Source organism: Acinetobacter sp. 1130196 (assembly GCF_000588095.1).
Lineage (GTDB): Bacteria > Pseudomonadota > Gammaproteobacteria > Pseudomonadales > Moraxellaceae > Acinetobacter > Acinetobacter nosocomialis.
In genome coordinates, this window is record NZ_JFWX01000041.1 from 18,958 (window position 1) to 33,977 (window position 15,020).

Below are 15,020 nucleotides of genomic sequence, written 5' to 3' on the forward strand. Positions count from 1 at the left end.
CCTATTTTTTTGGTTTCCGCGGTATAAACATTGACGTTTTTTGTTGATAATCAAGATAATTTTGACCGCGACTTTTAATTGCCTGTTTTTCACTAAATGGAATACCCGTGACGTAATATAAAAATAGCCACATGAGTAACGGATAAATCCACAATACGTATTGGCCTGCCGCTAAACCAATAATTGGATAGGCAAACCAGTGTAACCATTCAAAAAAATAATTGGGGTGACGTGAATAACGCCATAAACCCTGATCCATCGTTTTGCCATGATGATCTGGATTTAATTTAAATCGGTATAACTGCTGATCAGCGAGCTGCTCTCCAATGAAAGCAATTGCCATGATGACAGCAGCAATTACTAAAGCGACTTTATATCCACTACTCCATTCAGTTGCCTCTACATTGAGGAGCATCCACATCGGCAAAAAGAACAAAAGCACTAAAAGTGTTTGAAAGATAAAAAAGAATAAAAAGCCAATATGCTGAAACTTACCCATCGCTTTACGCATGCTCGCGTAACGGCCATCTTCTTTTTGTTCAGATTGATAACGTCTTAACAGGTGCCAAAATAATCTTAAAAACCATAAGCCGCTAAAAATACCAATAAAAAGGCGCACTTCAACTGGGGCAACTGAAATGAGTAAAGAAGAAACAATAATGTTCACTGCCAGACAGAAACTCCATGCAGCATCTACAATTCCAGCTCGGCCATTTAGAGTGGCAAGTAGCCAGCTCAGCAACATGATCATTAAATCTAGAATCAGTAAATTCAAAAACATCAGCAGTCTCCTTACTTGAGCTGTTTGAGCTAGTAACTGGTACTTTCAAACAACAAGTGAACATTGCTTATCACGCCTTCTTTAAAACCGCCTTCGCAATAACATAAATAGAAATCCCACATCCGAATGAAGTTTTCATCGAAACCTAAAGCCAATACTTGTTCCCGCGCTGCTAAAAAACGTGCTCGCCAGTGATGAAGTGTGTGCGCATAACTTAAACCAATATCATTTAAATGCTTCAACCTTAAACCACTCTCAGAGGCGGTTTGAGTCAATACACTTATGCTAGGGATAAAGCTACCAGGAAAAATATAGCGCTTAATATAATCAACTGTATTTAGTGCTTTTTTATATCGGAAATCTTCAATGGTAATGGCTTGAATAAATGCCAAACCTTTCGGTTTTAAGAGTGCTTTACATTGATCAAAGTATGTCGATAAATATTGCGCACCAACCGCCTCAACCATCTCAATTGAAACCAGCTTATCGAACTTACCTTCGAGCAAACGGTAGTCTTTAAGTTGCACATCAATTCGATGTGCCAAGCCAGCTTCATTTACACGAGTAACGGCTTCATCATATTGAGCTTGTGAAATGGTAATTGTGGTTACTCTACAGCCATAATGTTGAGCTGCATAAATTGCAAAACCACCCCACCCACTTCCAATTTCAACCAAATGATCTAGTGGTTTTAAATCTAACTTTTTACAAATGATCTCTTTTTTTAAATCAGATGCTTCTTCGAGAGTCATGTTTTCATTTTCAAAAACGGCGCTCGAATACATTAAAGACGGATCTAAAAATAATTTAAAAAAGTCGTTGCTTAAGTCGTAGTGCTCGGCGATATTTTTACGGCTACCACTTATAGAATTCTTCCGGTTTTGATACCAAGCTTTAAGAAAAAACTGGCTCGCTTGAGCAATAACATTCTGGTTGATTTGGTCCAATACAGCTCGATTACGTGCCAAGATCTGAATCAACTCGACAAGGTGCTCGCTGCTCCAGTCACCACGGATGTAGCCTTCTGCTGCTCCCAAAACACCATTTTTTAAAATGAGATCCATCAATAAAGGATTGTGGACTTCAATCACAGCATGTAAGTCTGAAACTTCACCGACCGTCCCATTCCACGCGCCCTGAAAAGTGATCTGTCCATGACGTAGTTTGAGAAGACTCTTGAGCAATAACGGTAGTGAGTCATCTTCACCATAAAGAAATGTTTTTATCATGTCTTATCTACCTTGATCTTTTTAGGATGACGATAAAATGGAACTTTTTTTCGCCACAACTTAAATGCCTCTAAATATATTGAAAACAACATTTTAAAAGGTGCTAGGCTGTTGATAAGAGCATATCGATATTGCTGTGAAGGAAATGTGATGGGCACAAGTTCAAAGCGCATAGTGGCATCAAAGACTTGTTTTTTCTCTTCAAAGAGCTGCATATGAATAACATTTTGTAAGTCTGAAAAACTAAACCGCCAACGGTAAGTCAACTGCATAGGCATGAACGGCGAAACATGAAATGATTTTTCAAAGTTAAAATCGAAACTCTGATAATCACCCACCTGACCTTGTTGTTTTATACAGTCGTGTGTATAGACTTTTCGCTCATTCCACGGGGTATTGGTAATTTCGCTAAGAATAAATAGCGGTTGGCCTGTTTGACTTAAAACAAAATAAAATACGACTGAATTAAAGCGAAAACCCAAACAACGAGGCAAAGCCAATACTCTAATTTGCCAATCTGAACCCATATATAAGTTGTTATTTTGCAGTAGCGCTTTTCCTACTCGATCCCTTACCGAACCGCTATACATATTTAAAAAATCACTTTCGGATAGTTTTAATACATTCCAATGATCAGTCGACCAAAATAAACAATCTTGTGTAATTTCATTTAATTGATCTGGGTCAAACCATAAATAATTTAAGGTCGATGTAAATTGGTGAGTTTTGGGACTATAACGTCTGTGACGAATAAGTGCGGGAGCGATAGCCATTTTATTTAATAACATTTGATAAGCTCCCGTTTTATTTTTATAACGCTAAGAGTTGCTCAACAACACGTGCTGCACTGCGAGCGCCATCTTCATGAAAGCCCCATCCCCAATATGCTCCACAAAATGAAGTACGATTTCGTCCACTAATTTCTTGCCAACGAGATTGAGCTTGAATCTCGTTTGCATCAAATACCGGATGTCGATAATGACGTTCAACCAAAATATCTTCGGCTTTAATTTGCATATTGGGATTTAAAGTACAGAAAATCTGAGTTTTGCAGGGTAAGTTTTGTAAATTGTTCATCCAATAGGTAAAACCATAATGTATGGCAGACTCATTGTTTTGAACTTGCGATGTAGGAGTTACATGTACATGCCAGCTTGCCCACTGCAAACGGCTTTTAGGCATAATTGAAAGATCGCGGTGTACCACCATATGATTATCTTGATAATCAAACTGACTTAATATCTCTTGTTCAAGCGATGAAGCATCTTTTATTAAACCTAGACTATCATCAGCATGACTTGCAAAAATCACCCAGTCATATTGTGCTTGCCCTTCTGAAGTTTCGATCCACACGGTTTCAGGGGAACGGCTCACACCTTTTACTTCTGCAAACTTCCATTCTAGCGATGGGCAACTCTTTTGAATAGCACGAATATAACTTGCCGAACCGTGTTTAACCGTTTGCCATTGTGGCCGCTCTTTTAGCTGCAACATACGATGATGCTGAAAAAAACTTACCACAAATCGATATGGAATTTGGCCTACCTGCTCAACAGGTGCCGACCATAATGCACCGCACATCGGATAAAGATGCTCATAACGGAACTCGGCACTATATTTATGTTGATCTAAATAGTCTTCAATCGATAAATTTGGATCAATATCCGCCACATCTATATCTTTATTATCATCGTAAAAACGCAGCAAGTCTGAGAGCATTTGTAGAAATTTACGATTTAAAAAGTTTTGCGGACGAGCAAAGAGCGACCATTTTTTTGAAGGATTATATTGAAGCCCACTCACCAAATTATTTACCGAAAAACTCATATCACTATATTGGGTTTCAACTCCCAAATTTTTAAGCATGTCAGTAAATAACGGGTAGTTATAGTCATTAAACACAATAAAACCGCTATCTACCGCTATCTTAGTACCGTCTATATCAAGCTCATGCGTATCTGTATGACCGCCAAAATAGTTATTTTTTTCATATATCGTAACCTGATGTTGTTTTGACAATTTCCAAGCCGCATAAAGCCCCGATATACCTGAACCAATAATGGCAATCTTCATAGTACTTCCCCATTTTCAATTTTTTCTATCGGTAGATTTTTAGTTTTTTTATATTGATAAACCTTCTCTGGTACTGGCTTTAATCCCCATACCAAACCAAATAAAGACATGACTTTTAACACATAAAAGGTAATATCGATCTGCCACCAATAAAAACCTTGACGCACACTACCCGCGTAAAAGTGATGGTTGTTGTGCCATCCTTCACCTAAAGTAATTAAAGAGAGGAAAAAGTTATTACGGCTATCATCATCCGTATTAAACTCTCGTGAACCATAACGATGCGCAAGTGAATTAATACATAAAGTCGCATGTGTTAACAGCACAGTAGAAATCACAAAACCCCATACCAAAAGCTGTAAGCCATTGGTACCCAACGCAGGAAAACGCTGCGCCAGCCATGAACCTAAACCGTAAATTGCCAAAGCCGTCAAAATCACAACAGGTAAGCTAAATCGGTCAAGCCAAATCAGTTCCGGATACTTCAACCAGTCTTTAATGACTTTTTTTCGAGTGGCAAAATTCTGTTCGTTTAAAAACCAGCCTACATGCGAATACCAAAAACCTGCTTTCGCTGAATGCGGATCTTGTTCGGTGTCAGTAAAATGATGGTGATAACGGTGGTGTGCTGCCCACCATAACGGTCCGCGCTGTGCACTCATGGTTCCAATCAAGATAAAAATAAATTGGACAATACGGGAGGTTTGAAAGGTTTTATGGGAAAGATAACGGTGAAAAAAAGCGGTAATTGCAAACATGCGTATTAGGTAAAAGCCAAGCATGAAAATCACAGCAAACCAAGACACCCCTACCCAAAAAGCAGCTAAACAAGCGATGTGTAATAGAATAAAAGGTATGATTCTTAACCATTGAATTTTCTTTTCAATGACATATTCGCTAGAAGCATCCATTTGCGCATTTTCTGAATCTGACCAGCTATCGATCCAGCGTAGAAAAAATTTAGACATTGATTCTTCCTGATCTAAAGCATTTCTTTTGGTTCTAATTTAGAAAATGCGCAATGAATTTTATGTGAAGTTCACAGATTTATGAGCCAAATTTAAAAGCCAACATAATCAGCGATTTCAATAATTTGTTTGTGTTGTTTTAATGAGTTTGGAAACATCATAGCCATAATGTTTTGCCGTTTGCAAATAAGAGTTATATGTTGCTTGATCAATTTGAGGGCTACGAGAAAGAATCCATAAATATTCTGTACTTGGCCCACCCACCAAAGCGACTTGATAATATGGGTCAACTCTAAGCACCCAATAGTCACCTTTGGTAAAAGGAATCCATCTTAAACCGGAAGGTAAGAAGCTTACCTCTAGTTTACTATTACCTTCATTTTGCGGATAAGCCACACCTTCAGATGAAATCACTTCGCCTTTTTTATTCGTACAACTATTTAAAACGCCCACGGTTTTATCTGCGTTAATCGAATAGGTTGCTGTTGTATTGGCTATACAATTACGCTGAAAAAACATAGGTAAATGCGCAATCTCATACCACTTACCTACATATTTATTAATATCGATAGCGTCAACAGCTACGGGTTTAGTGGTAGTTTCTGCATAGGTACTTAAAGGGGCCAATAGACTAACCGCGGCCAGACTGCTACTCATCACAATTGATTTAAATAATAATTTCATCATGATCCTCCTATATTTATTTCATGTGTTTAAACATACTTCAGAGGGTTGTGAACAAAGTGTGAAATTTAAAATTAAGCAACATTTATAGGTAGTTAATTGTATTTCTATGGAGTATCTGCAATTGGAAAATCAAGCTCAAAACATACTCCTACAGCCGTGTTATAAGCACGGTATGAGCCATGATGTAAATCCATAATAGAAGCCACAATAGATAGACCTAAGCCTCCTGTCTGACTCTCATCAGTTCGGCTTGAATGACATTGGTAGAATCGTTCAAAAAGATGTTCAAGTTGATGTTCAGCAATTGAAATACCACTGGTTATCACACTTAGGCTCACCATATTCTTGTGATCAAGTGTTTTATATTTACTTGTAACCAAGATAGTTCTGTTATAGCCCCCATGAACCAGCGCATTTAAAACAAGGTTGTAAACCGCTCGTTGAAATAACTCTGGATCTGCAAATAACATTGGAACTTCTAGATTAAAACTAATGTGGCAGTCTTGTTCCTCAAATTGATATTCAAAAATCTGGCATAGCCCATCTAAAACGTCCTGAATATTGATTTGCTGTTTGTTAACAAGCACCATTTTTTGATCAGCTCTTGCCAAGAACAACATGCTATCAATCATGCGTTTTAATCTGTGATAATCCTCTAAATGAGACACCAACAAATCTTGATATTGCTCTACTGAACGCTCATCTGTTAAAGCAATCTCGGTTTGTCCTATCAAGTTATTTAACGGCGTACGGAATTCATGTGCGATATCTTCAGAAAAACGATTGAGCTGCGTATAGCCCTTTTCAATACGTTCAAGCATATGGTTTATATCTTTAGAAAGCAGCTCAACTTCTAAAGGTGAATTTGGTAGGTCTAAGCGTTTTTGTAGCTGATTTACGTTAATTGAGTGAGTTTGCTTGCGAAGCCGTTGTAGCGAACGCAACCCTAAATGGCATATCAAAATACAAAGAGCAAAAATTGCAAGAATTCCTCCTACCACATACATCAAAAGATTCTTTTGAAATGGTAAAAGAATATTGATGCGCTCAGACCACTGTTTACCCGCAATAAGCAGATAAGGTTCCTGATTAATAGTGATGGTTTTCCATGCAATTCGCGTTGGATATGAGTTGTTAGCCAAGTCCTGAAATTGAAGATTTGTTCGCTCTGCAAGCTGAGGTAGCTGAATATGGAGTGGATTGATATTAATTAAAGCTTTGTCTTTATGAATGAGTAAAAATAAGTTGTCTTGGTTGCCAAGCATGTTTTGATACAGCTTAGGACGCGCAATAATTTGCTCAACATTTTCACTGTCTTGTAGCAAAATTTCCAAACGATTAATTCGGTCTACTAAAGCTTTATCTTGCTGCTTTAATAAAATTTGGTTAATGCCTAAATAGGTCATAAAGCCGACTGAACATAAAATGAGAGCCGAACAAAGCGTGACCAGTATGGTAATACGGACTTCAAGCGAACGCAGAAATTTAAAGTTCATAAGCTAACCGAAATTTTATAGCCCAAGCCACGGATGGTATGGATAAGTTTTGGTTCATATCCTTCATCAATTTTGCTTCTTAAACGGCGTACTGCAACGTCAATAAAGTTAGTATCAGTGTCAAAGTTAATATTCCAGACCTCAGAACCGATTTGTCTACGCGTCACGATTTGTTCTTTATTGACCAATAAATAACGTAATAAGTTAAATTCGGTTTTACTCAGTTCGATTAAGTTGCCATTACGCCATACTTTATGCCCCACCAAATCCATTTTTAGATCACTTATAGACAACTCATTTTCTTGCAAATACTGCTGTCGTCTTAACAAACTTTTAATGCGTGCCAAGAGTTCAATATAGGAAAAGGGTTTAGCCAAGTAATCGTCTGCACCTAACTCTAACCCTTTCACTCTATCCATGACCTGATCTTTTGCTGTTAAGAAAATCACCGGAATTTTTGAAAACTGGCGTAGTACCTGTAGTACGCTCCAACCCTCTATGTCCGGCAACATCACGTCAAGAATAAGCAAGTCATATTGATCTCTTTTTAGCATTTCCAAACCTTGAAGCCCTAAATGTACGCACTCGGCTTGGTATCCGGATTCTTTTAACCCTTTGACCAAATAAGTGGCGATTTTGATCTCGTCTTCAATAATAAGGATACGCATTTTGTAGAGACTCATTAGAAAAATGACAACTTTGTAATGTGATTGTCATGCTTGAAATTAGGCAATTTGTTTAAGATTTTCAAAGCGACATAGAGGCAATCATTATGAACAAAATAAACTGGCTGCTACTCACAACAGTGCTATTTGCAAATAGTACTTTTGCACAGCCCCCTGCTTTGAATCAAGTTTATTCGTTAGATCTTAAAACCGCCCATCTGCTAGCCGACAGTGCTAAACAGGCATGTAAACAACTAAATCAAAATATTGCGGTCGTTGTCGTAGATCGTGGCGGTAATACTTTAACTGCCGAGCGGCATGAGTTGGTAGGCCCGCATAATTTAATGGCTGCCGAGAAAAAAGCGTATACCGCATTATCGACCAAAACATCGACCTTAGTTTTAAGCCAAAACAGTAACCAAAACCCCGATGCAAAAAATTTAACTACCGTAGCAAATTTACTTTTGTTAGGCGGTGGCGTACCTGTCCGTTTTGAGAACCAAGTGATCGGCGCAATTGGGGTTGCGGGTGCTGGCGGCGCGCAAAATGACAATCAGTGTGCAAGCAAAGCCATTGAAACCGTTTTTAACTCATAAGGAGCTACATCACATGAATAAATCATTTATTGCTTTATCTTCTTTATTTATAGCCTCAGCTACATTTGCACAAACCAATCCGCTTAGCGTGCATGTATTAAACCTAGAGACAGGTTTACCCTCTTCTCAGGTTGAAGTGGTTTTGGAGAAGAACACCAATAACCAGTGGGTGAAACTCAACCAACAAGTGACAGACTCAAATGGTCGTATTACTGCGCTCTATCCGGAAAATAAAAAACTAGAACAAGGTGTTTATAAAGTTACGTTTAAAACAGAAGAATGGTTTAAAAAGAACAAACAGCAAACGTTCTTTAGCGAAGTACCCGTGATTTTTAAAGTGGACGGCAGTGTAAATCACTACCATATTCCGTTACTGCTCAGCCCTTACGGTTACTCAACCTATAGAGGCAACTAAAATAAAAAACCCTTTATCTGTTTTAGGCAGATAAAGGGTTTTGTTAAAACATCTTGCTACGAACAAATACCATTGTTGACGACTACTTTTTTATTTGAATCTAGCGCCAAGATGGAAGAAGAAACCGTATTAATAATCTGGCTCATTGCCTCACTTGAAGCACTAACAATTGCTTCAAGTTTTTTAGCTTTTTGATCAATCGGCTGTTTAAAAGCAATTCGACAATTGAGCTGCGAACCCGCATTTGTGATGACTTTTGGATTAGATGATTCTAATTGAGTAGGCGGTATTTGACGCTTCACCACCCAAGACACTGCAACATTGATATTGCTGTTATCTACAATATCGAAATGAGAAAAGTCTGTAGAAACTCGGTATAAAGGCTGATTATTTCCAGCAAGCCCACTACTATAGCTATCAATAGCGCCTAATTTTTGCTGTAAACCCGCCGACAAGGTATCACGTAATTGCGTACTCATGGTCGAAGTCCAACGCTCATTATCCAGTACAGTTGACTTGCCATTACTGTCCTGTAGCACCAAAGGCGCACGATCTAAACGGTCTGGAAGACCAACCGGTAGAACTTCAATAACTCGAATACTTGAGTTGACTGCCGGAGTTACTTTAGGGCTAATCGTATAGTAATTTGGCGTTGGCGAACTAGAACAGGCTGCCATAGCAACCGCTGTTAAAAGTACCCCACTCCCAAGCAGCCATTTGGCTACCTGAGAGTGTTGAAATGATTGGTTCTTTTTATTTTTCATCGTTGGCCTCTGGTCTCTTACCACGAATAATAGATTCAGGATGTTGCTCAATATAATCTGACATGAGCTGTAAAGAAGCAGCCGCACGAGTCATCTGTTGCAGTGCTTTACGTACGTCTTGTTGTAACGGCGCATCACTCGACAAGATAGACTCGGACGATCTTACAGTTTTACGAACATCGTCTAAGGTTGCCTGTAAACCAGGTGCGACTTTACCGTCTAACTGTTTAACCAGCTTGTCAGTAGACTCAATAGCTGTATTCATGTTCTTAAGCGTTTTACGAACATCTTGCCCAATTTCTACTAACGGGAATTTGGTTAACTTGTCAGCAATTTGAGAAACCTGCGCCTGCAAACCACTTAGCTCTGTTGCAGTGGTTGGAATCACTACACGACCATCATTTAGCGTTTGTAAAGTTGCCGGTTTAGCTTTAGGGAACTTGTCTAACGCAATATAGTTTTGGCCTGTTAAGAGGTTGCCCGTTCTCATTTGTGCACGCCATCCATGCTCAACAAAATCTTTGAAAATTTCACTGTTTGGATTGAGTGCCAAGCCATTTTCAACGCGTGACGGATAAATTACCGCCTCAACACGCATACGAATCTGTTTATAGTTGTTATAAAACTCTGCATTAATTGATTTAACACTACCAATTTCAATACCCATGAAGTCGATTGGTGCACCAACTGCTAACCCACGTAATGAATGATCAAAGTACATAATCACGCCACGCGGTTGTCCATCTGGTTCTTTTAATGCCTCAGCTTTTGAGTCCCAAAGATTAAAGTGACTCTTATTGGCTGCTACAGTTGCATTTGAGTTTTCAGGGAAACCAAACGCAATACCACCAGCGACAATACTTGCAAGCGACTGAGTATCTAAATTAAAGCCTGAAGCATTTAAGGTGACGTCTATACCACTTGCCTGCCAAAAACGAGCGTCTGTTGTTACAAACTTATCATACGGCGCACGAATAAAAGTCTGAAGCTCTACGCTTTTACCGTCATCTGCTAAGTTATAGGCGGTAATTTGCCCTACGTTAATTCGACGATAATAAATCGGTGAACCGATATCTAAAGACCCTAAATCATCGGCTTTTAGGAAAAATACTTTGCCCGGTACATCTGAGGTAATAACGGGTGGTATTTCTAACCCCGTAAATTCAAGTTTTTTCTCGGGCGATTTCCCGCCATCCACTTCAATATATGAACCCGACAATAAGGTATCTATGCCTGAAACTCCGCTCGTCCCAATGCGTGGCCGCACCACCCAAAACCGTGAATCTTGGGCAGCAAAGTTGCTTGCATCTTTACGTAAATCAATACGTGCAATAACGCGCGAACGATCTTCTGCAAGAGCAATCTGCCGTACCACCCCAATATCCACTTGCTTATAGCGAACTGTTGTTTTACCTGCGACTAAACCCTCGGCTGTACGAAAAGACACTTCAATCGTTGGCCCATTCGACAGTAACGCTTTCACCGCGAGTGAAAGTGCAATTAAAAGTGCAACCAGTGGGACAATCCAGATAAGTAAAGGTTTCCACCGATTTTTCTTTTCTTGAGGTTCTGGTAAATCATTCATGTTTTCCAGTTCAACATCTGTCTCATGATGATCTGAGGTACCGCTGGTTGTTTTGTTTTCAGACATACTCATTTTTCTTTTATTGACTGGGATTAATGGAATCATTATTCAAGGACGAGTGCTCTGCCTGAATAATTGTGGCTTTTTCCGAGGAAAACTGATTGGGTTTATTCGTATTTTGAGATGAATAAAAATTATCCCAAATAATACGTGGGTCAAAACTTAAAGATGCAAACATGGTCAAAACCACAACTGCACCAAAGGCGATAGAACCCGGCCCTGCTAAAATAGTGGCAAGCGATTGAATTTGAATGAGAGCAGTCAATAAAGCGACCACAAACACGTCAATCATAGACCAACGCCCGACAAATTCTACAATTCGATAAAGTTTAATACATTGCTCAGGCGCAAATTTCCAAGCTGCCGATGACTGTATATATACAACCAATAACAGGAAATACAAAATAAATAGCTTAAGCATCGGAATAAAAATACTGGCCATAAAAATGACCACCGACACCAAATAGTCTCCATTTTGCCAAAAGTAAATCACGCCACTCATAATGGTATCTTGCTGACTTCCTAAAAGAGAGTCAGTCACCGTCATGGGCAGCACATTTGCCGGTATATAAAGAATAGTTGCAGCAACCACTAAAGCAAAGGTACGGTTTAAACTTCCCGGTTTACGTTGGTGCAGCACACTGTGGCATCTCACACAGCGTAAAACTTGATGTTTTTTACCAGCGACTGCTTTATCTACTTTTGATGAGTTTAATAACCCGCAGCAGTGACACAATATAAGTGAAAGATCTTTGGCTCTTGGATATTGCTTTAGAACCGTATCGGTATTTTCGGTTTTCACTGTAGTCACATTTTTTATTGTTTTCATAATTGTGACCTATCAATTTCGTTCCATATGTCACTGACTTTTATGGATGTAATATAAACCATTAATAGGCTTAAGACCGCAAATGCCCACAAGGCAATTTCGGGAATAACCAGCACCATACCCATTAACTTTACGAGAGTGACCAAAATTCCAATCAGGAACACCTCAACCATTCCCCACACTCTCATAAAATAAAGTGTACGTAAGGCACCGACTAAAAACTTGGGGCGTCTTTTAAATACACTCACCGTACCAAGGACATAAGCCATTAATAACAAATATGAAAGCGGCACTATAAACGTAGTGATTAAAATGAGGACACCAACGAAGGCCCGATCATAATGAAACATCACCCATACGGCACCGAGTAAAGTGGTTTCGGATATATTGCCTTGCAACTCAATTTTTACAATCGGAAAGCTATTGGCAATAACAAATACAATTAAGGCCGTTAAAATTAAAGCTAACAACGTGGTAAACGGTTTGGTATGCCGATAAAGTTCCGCACCACAGCAGACACAATAAGCTCTTTTTCCGTAAGCAAGCGGGACTCTACGATAGACGGTATCGCACTCCTCACAACCTGCTAATTCTTTAAGCTTCATAGTTATACTCTAAGGTTTATCGTTTTACTGTGTCACATAAAGCTCTGTTTATTACTAAGATAAATTAAAATATTAATCAATCTAAAAGCTATATCAGACAATGGAAATTTTAGAATAAAAATTACCGTAGGTGCTGTTCAATATATTGTTGAAACTGCTGAATAATATGTACAGATTGTGTGGTGGAGTTGAAATAGAGACCAAAATTTAAAGGCTTAAGTTCCGGCAATACATCACTTTGTATGCGATGAATGTCTGAAGGAATCTGAAAACATGATCTCAAGCTTATGCCAATACCTGCCCGTACAGCAGGCCATAATGCTTGAACAGAGTTACACTCATAAGCAATATGCCAAGCCAGCCCCGCCTGTTCAAGTGCCTCAATCGCCATATGTCTTAACATACAAGGTTGCTGCAATACCACGAGTGGAATAGAAGCTTTATCTTCAATAATTTGCTGAATATGCGCATGGGCGCAAAACAACCATTTTGTCTCGACACTTTTGAGTTCATAAAAGTTTTCAATTACGGGGGGTTGCTGCCAAATAAGCGCCAAATCTAGTTCTTGCTTTTGTACTTTCTCTATCAAATTCTGATTTCGGTCGACCTGAATCTGAAACTGTACATTAGGATGCTGCAACATAAACTGAGCGATGAGTTGTTGTAAGGTTCCCTCAGCAAAATCTTCTTGTAGACCAAAACGAATGACGCCACTGGCCTGAGTCCGATGTAGTTTTAAAAGCACCGTATCATTAATCGCCAACATGTTTTTAGCATGGCTCAATAACAATTCACCACTAGGGGTTAATTCTAATAAACGCCCCTGCTTTCTAAGAAGCTGGCAGCCTGTTTGTTGCTCTAATTTTTTTAATTGCGCGCTAATTGCGGCCGGTGAACGGCATAAGTGTTGTGCTGCTAGCTGATAACTTCCAAGCTCAATTCCTTTAACGAACGCACGTAAGGCGTCTAAATCAAGATTGGTTGGAAGTTTGGCATAATCATTCATAAAAACCGAATCATTGGTTAGAAAAGTTTTGATTTTTTAAACTATAACAAACTGCCATATTAGCGACAACAGCATAAGTGTTGAGTCCTAAAATGTTCAGAAAAATTGATATTCATAACTTAGAAAGTATTTCGCCCAAGCTGTATGAGTTCGGCAAAGACTACTTATTTGCAGATATTTGGCAAAGGCCTGTGCTTGATACTCAAACACGTTGTTTTATTACAATCACTACACTTGTTTTACAAGGGCGTTATTCACAGCTCGAATGGCATGTCAAAAATGCCTTAACTCAAGGCATCACCAAAGAGCAAATTATTGAAGCCATTACGCATATTGCTTTTTATGCAGGCTTACCTACTGCCATTTCCGCACTTGAACATATGCCAGAGGAGATATGGTCATGCCCATGATTCGTTTTACGACTAGTTATGCATATACAGATCTTGAGAAAGCTCAAATTTCGAAAATTGTGCAAACTTGTATGGAAAGTTATTTTGATACTCCCCCAAATGATTGCTTTCATTTCTTTGAACACTTAGCTCAAGGCAATATATATGTTGATCCTAATTACTGGGTGGAATCTTCCCGCACTGAAAAATTTATGCTGCTATACATCACTTCTGGTAAAGCCAGAACAGCTCAGCAAAAATCAGATTTAATGCAGCATGTAACAGCACAGCTCCATCAAAAATTTAAGATTCCAGAGCAGGATGTTATGTTTGTGATTGTACAAAATAGCCCAGAAGATTGGTGCTTTGGTCATGCACAGCGAGCTGATCTTTACTTAAAAACCTTAACATCAGTCAGTTAATCGTCTCAATTAAATCACTCCAACTTACTATTTTTAATAAGCTAAATTTTCTCAAATATAAAGCTTCTTTATATTGAAGCTTTATATTTTTATATAAATCGGCAGAGTAAAACTTGAAGTGCGACATAAACCACCTAATTAATTTAAAGGGTTTATGGAGTATATAAAATTGTCATACCATCATCTTAACTTTGAAGATCGTACTGCATTAATGCTTGAGTCAAGAAAAGAAGGCTTTTCAGCCAGAAAATTTGCTGAACTCATTAAAAGACATCCTAGTACGATCTATCGTGAGCTTAAAAGAAATAGCATCAATGACGTTTATCAAGCTCGATATGCTTCTGATAACACCTTCGCTAGACGTAGACGTGGTCACAGAAAACTCAAAATCGATTCAATCCTCTGGAAATTTATTGTTGAAGCGATCCGTTGTTTATGGTCTCCTCAGCA

Annotated in this window: 18 protein-coding genes; 5 read left to right on the plus strand and 13 right to left on the minus strand. The window is 38.7% G+C overall.

Annotated features, from left to right (window positions below; translation table 11 throughout):
• Position 1: 1 nt before the first annotated feature.
• The 8 genes from J671_RS20540 to J671_RS20575 form a co-directional block, all read right to left on the minus strand.
• Positions 2 to 781, minus strand: coding sequence for a DUF1295 domain-containing protein (locus J671_RS20540; RefSeq protein ID WP_031983266.1), 780 nt, complete (start codon positions 779 to 781; stop codon positions 2 to 4).
• Between the two features lie 29 nt (positions 782 to 810).
• Positions 811 to 2,010 carry an SAM-dependent methyltransferase gene (locus J671_RS20545; RefSeq protein WP_031983267.1) on the minus strand — a complete coding sequence of 400 codons (1,200 nt, stop codon included), beginning with the start codon at positions 2,008 to 2,010 and terminating at the stop codon, positions 811 to 813.
• Positions 2,007 to 2,798 carry a DUF1365 domain-containing protein gene (locus J671_RS20550; RefSeq protein WP_031983268.1) on the minus strand — a complete coding sequence of 264 codons (792 nt, stop codon included), beginning with the start codon at positions 2,796 to 2,798 and terminating at the stop codon, positions 2,007 to 2,009. The genes J671_RS20545 and J671_RS20550 overlap by 4 nt, the downstream gene beginning before the upstream one ends.
• A gap of 22 nt (positions 2,799 to 2,820) precedes the next feature.
• Positions 2,821 to 4,083, minus strand: coding sequence for an NAD(P)/FAD-dependent oxidoreductase (locus J671_RS20555; RefSeq protein ID WP_031983269.1), 1,263 nt, complete (start codon positions 4,081 to 4,083; stop codon positions 2,821 to 2,823).
• Positions 4,080 to 5,051, minus strand: a complete 972-nt coding sequence (locus tag J671_RS20560) for an acyl-CoA desaturase (RefSeq protein ID WP_031983270.1) — start codon at positions 5,049 to 5,051, stop codon at positions 4,080 to 4,082. Before J671_RS20560 ends, J671_RS20555 begins: the two co-directional genes overlap by 4 nt.
• Before the next feature lie 117 nt (positions 5,052 to 5,168).
• Positions 5,169 to 5,735 (minus strand): lipocalin family protein, encoded by a 567-nt coding sequence (locus J671_RS20565; RefSeq protein WP_031983272.1) that lies wholly within the window; start codon positions 5,733 to 5,735, stop codon positions 5,169 to 5,171.
• Positions 5,736 to 5,842: 107 nt separating this feature from the next.
• Positions 5,843 to 7,234: a heavy metal sensor histidine kinase gene (locus tag J671_RS20570; RefSeq protein WP_031983273.1), complete on the minus strand. Its 1,392-nt coding sequence runs from the start codon at positions 7,232 to 7,234 to the stop codon at positions 5,843 to 5,845.
• Positions 7,231 to 7,902 carry a heavy metal response regulator transcription factor gene (locus J671_RS20575; RefSeq protein WP_001221367.1) on the minus strand — a complete coding sequence of 224 codons (672 nt, stop codon included), beginning with the start codon at positions 7,900 to 7,902 and terminating at the stop codon, positions 7,231 to 7,233. Before J671_RS20575 ends, J671_RS20570 begins: the two co-directional genes overlap by 4 nt.
• 104 nt (positions 7,903 to 8,006) lie before the next feature.
• On the opposite strand from J671_RS20575, the gene J671_RS20580 reads away from it, so the two are divergent.
• Positions 8,007 to 8,495, plus strand: a complete 489-nt coding sequence (locus J671_RS20580) for a GlcG/HbpS family heme-binding protein (RefSeq protein WP_004708000.1) — start codon at positions 8,007 to 8,009, stop codon at positions 8,493 to 8,495.
• Positions 8,496 to 8,508: 13 nt separating this feature from the next.
• Complete coding sequence (uraH, locus tag J671_RS20585; protein ID WP_004707998.1) at positions 8,509 to 8,910, plus strand: hydroxyisourate hydrolase; 402 nt, start codon at positions 8,509 to 8,511, stop codon at positions 8,908 to 8,910.
• 56 nt (positions 8,911 to 8,966) lie between these two features.
• Here the strand turns inward: uraH and J671_RS20590 are convergent, their stop codons facing one another.
• The 5 genes from J671_RS20590 to J671_RS20610 all read right to left on the minus strand — a co-directional run bounded on the left by J671_RS20590 (position 8,967) and on the right by J671_RS20610 (position 13,759).
• Positions 8,967 to 9,674: a PqiC family protein gene (locus tag J671_RS20590; RefSeq protein WP_031983274.1), complete on the minus strand. Its 708-nt coding sequence runs from the start codon at positions 9,672 to 9,674 to the stop codon at positions 8,967 to 8,969.
• Positions 9,664 to 11,331 carry an intermembrane transport protein PqiB gene (locus J671_RS20595; protein WP_002049115.1) on the minus strand — a complete coding sequence of 556 codons (1,668 nt, stop codon included), beginning with the start codon at positions 11,329 to 11,331 and terminating at the stop codon, positions 9,664 to 9,666. Before J671_RS20595 ends, J671_RS20590 begins: the two co-directional genes overlap by 11 nt.
• Before the next feature lie 7 nt (positions 11,332 to 11,338).
• Entirely contained in the window at positions 11,339 to 12,148 is an 810-nt protein-coding gene (locus J671_RS20600) for a paraquat-inducible protein A (RefSeq protein ID WP_031983275.1), read from the minus strand.
• Positions 12,145 to 12,753, minus strand: a complete 609-nt coding sequence (locus J671_RS20605; protein ID WP_002049163.1) for a paraquat-inducible protein A — start codon at positions 12,751 to 12,753, stop codon at positions 12,145 to 12,147. The genes J671_RS20600 and J671_RS20605 overlap by 4 nt, the downstream gene beginning before the upstream one ends.
• A 121-nt stretch (positions 12,754 to 12,874) precedes the next feature.
• Positions 12,875 to 13,759, minus strand: coding sequence for a LysR substrate-binding domain-containing protein (locus J671_RS20610; RefSeq protein WP_031983276.1), 885 nt, complete (start codon positions 13,757 to 13,759; stop codon positions 12,875 to 12,877).
• A 92-nt stretch (positions 13,760 to 13,851) separates the two neighbouring features.
• Here J671_RS20610 and J671_RS20615 point away from each other — a divergent pair, with 92 nt between their 5' ends.
• The 3 genes from J671_RS20615 to J671_RS20625 all read left to right on the plus strand — a co-directional run.
• Positions 13,852 to 14,169, plus strand: coding sequence for a carboxymuconolactone decarboxylase family protein (locus tag J671_RS20615; RefSeq protein WP_022575452.1), 318 nt, complete (start codon positions 13,852 to 13,854; stop codon positions 14,167 to 14,169).
• Positions 14,160 to 14,570: a tautomerase family protein gene (locus J671_RS20620; RefSeq protein ID WP_031983278.1), complete on the plus strand. Its 411-nt coding sequence runs from the start codon at positions 14,160 to 14,162 to the stop codon at positions 14,568 to 14,570. The genes J671_RS20615 and J671_RS20620 overlap by 10 nt, the downstream gene beginning before the upstream one ends.
• Positions 14,571 to 14,781: 211 nt before the next feature.
• Positions 14,782 to 15,020: helix-turn-helix domain-containing protein (locus J671_RS20625; RefSeq protein WP_230400570.1), on the plus strand; the 239-nt coding region annotated here is incomplete at its 3' end.

Bases quoted from the DNA above. Each gene is read 5' to 3' on its own strand.
- J671_RS20610 (WP_031983276.1), bottom strand. From the start codon at position 13,759: ATGAATGATTATGCCAAACTTCCAACCAATCTTGATTTAGACGCCTTA.
- J671_RS20575 (WP_001221367.1), bottom strand. From the start codon at position 7,902: ATGCGTATCCTTATTATTGAAGACGAGATCAAAATCGCCACTTATTTG.
- J671_RS20605 (WP_002049163.1), bottom strand. From the start codon at position 12,753: ATGAAGCTTAAAGAATTAGCAGGTTGTGAGGAGTGCGATACCGTCTAT.
- uraH (WP_004707998.1), top strand. From the start codon at position 8,509: ATGAATAAATCATTTATTGCTTTATCTTCTTTATTTATAGCCTCAGCT.
- J671_RS20565 (WP_031983272.1), bottom strand. From the start codon at position 5,735: ATGAAATTATTATTTAAATCAATTGTGATGAGTAGCAGTCTGGCCGCG.
- J671_RS20555 (WP_031983269.1), bottom strand. From the start codon at position 4,083: ATGAAGATTGCCATTATTGGTTCAGGTATATCGGGGCTTTATGCGGCT.
- J671_RS20560 (WP_031983270.1), bottom strand. From the start codon at position 5,051: ATGTCTAAATTTTTTCTACGCTGGATCGATAGCTGGTCAGATTCAGAA.
- J671_RS20580 (WP_004708000.1), top strand. From the start codon at position 8,007: ATGAACAAAATAAACTGGCTGCTACTCACAACAGTGCTATTTGCAAAT.
- J671_RS20540 (WP_031983266.1), bottom strand. From the start codon at position 781: ATGTTTTTGAATTTACTGATTCTAGATTTAATGATCATGTTGCTGAGC.
- J671_RS20545 (WP_031983267.1), bottom strand. From the start codon at position 2,010: ATGATAAAAACATTTCTTTATGGTGAAGATGACTCACTACCGTTATTG.
- J671_RS20600 (WP_031983275.1), bottom strand. From the start codon at position 12,148: ATGAAAACAATAAAAAATGTGACTACAGTGAAAACCGAAAATACCGAT.
- J671_RS20620 (WP_031983278.1), top strand. From the start codon at position 14,160: ATGCCCATGATTCGTTTTACGACTAGTTATGCATATACAGATCTTGAG.
- J671_RS20615 (WP_022575452.1), top strand. From the start codon at position 13,852: ATGTTCAGAAAAATTGATATTCATAACTTAGAAAGTATTTCGCCCAAG.
- J671_RS20570 (WP_031983273.1), bottom strand. From the start codon at position 7,234: ATGAACTTTAAATTTCTGCGTTCGCTTGAAGTCCGTATTACCATACTG.
- J671_RS20590 (WP_031983274.1), bottom strand. From the start codon at position 9,674: ATGAAAAATAAAAAGAACCAATCATTTCAACACTCTCAGGTAGCCAAA.
- J671_RS20550 (WP_031983268.1), bottom strand. From the start codon at position 2,798: ATGTTATTAAATAAAATGGCTATCGCTCCCGCACTTATTCGTCACAGA.
- J671_RS20595 (WP_002049115.1), bottom strand. From the start codon at position 11,331: ATGAGTATGTCTGAAAACAAAACAACCAGCGGTACCTCAGATCATCAT.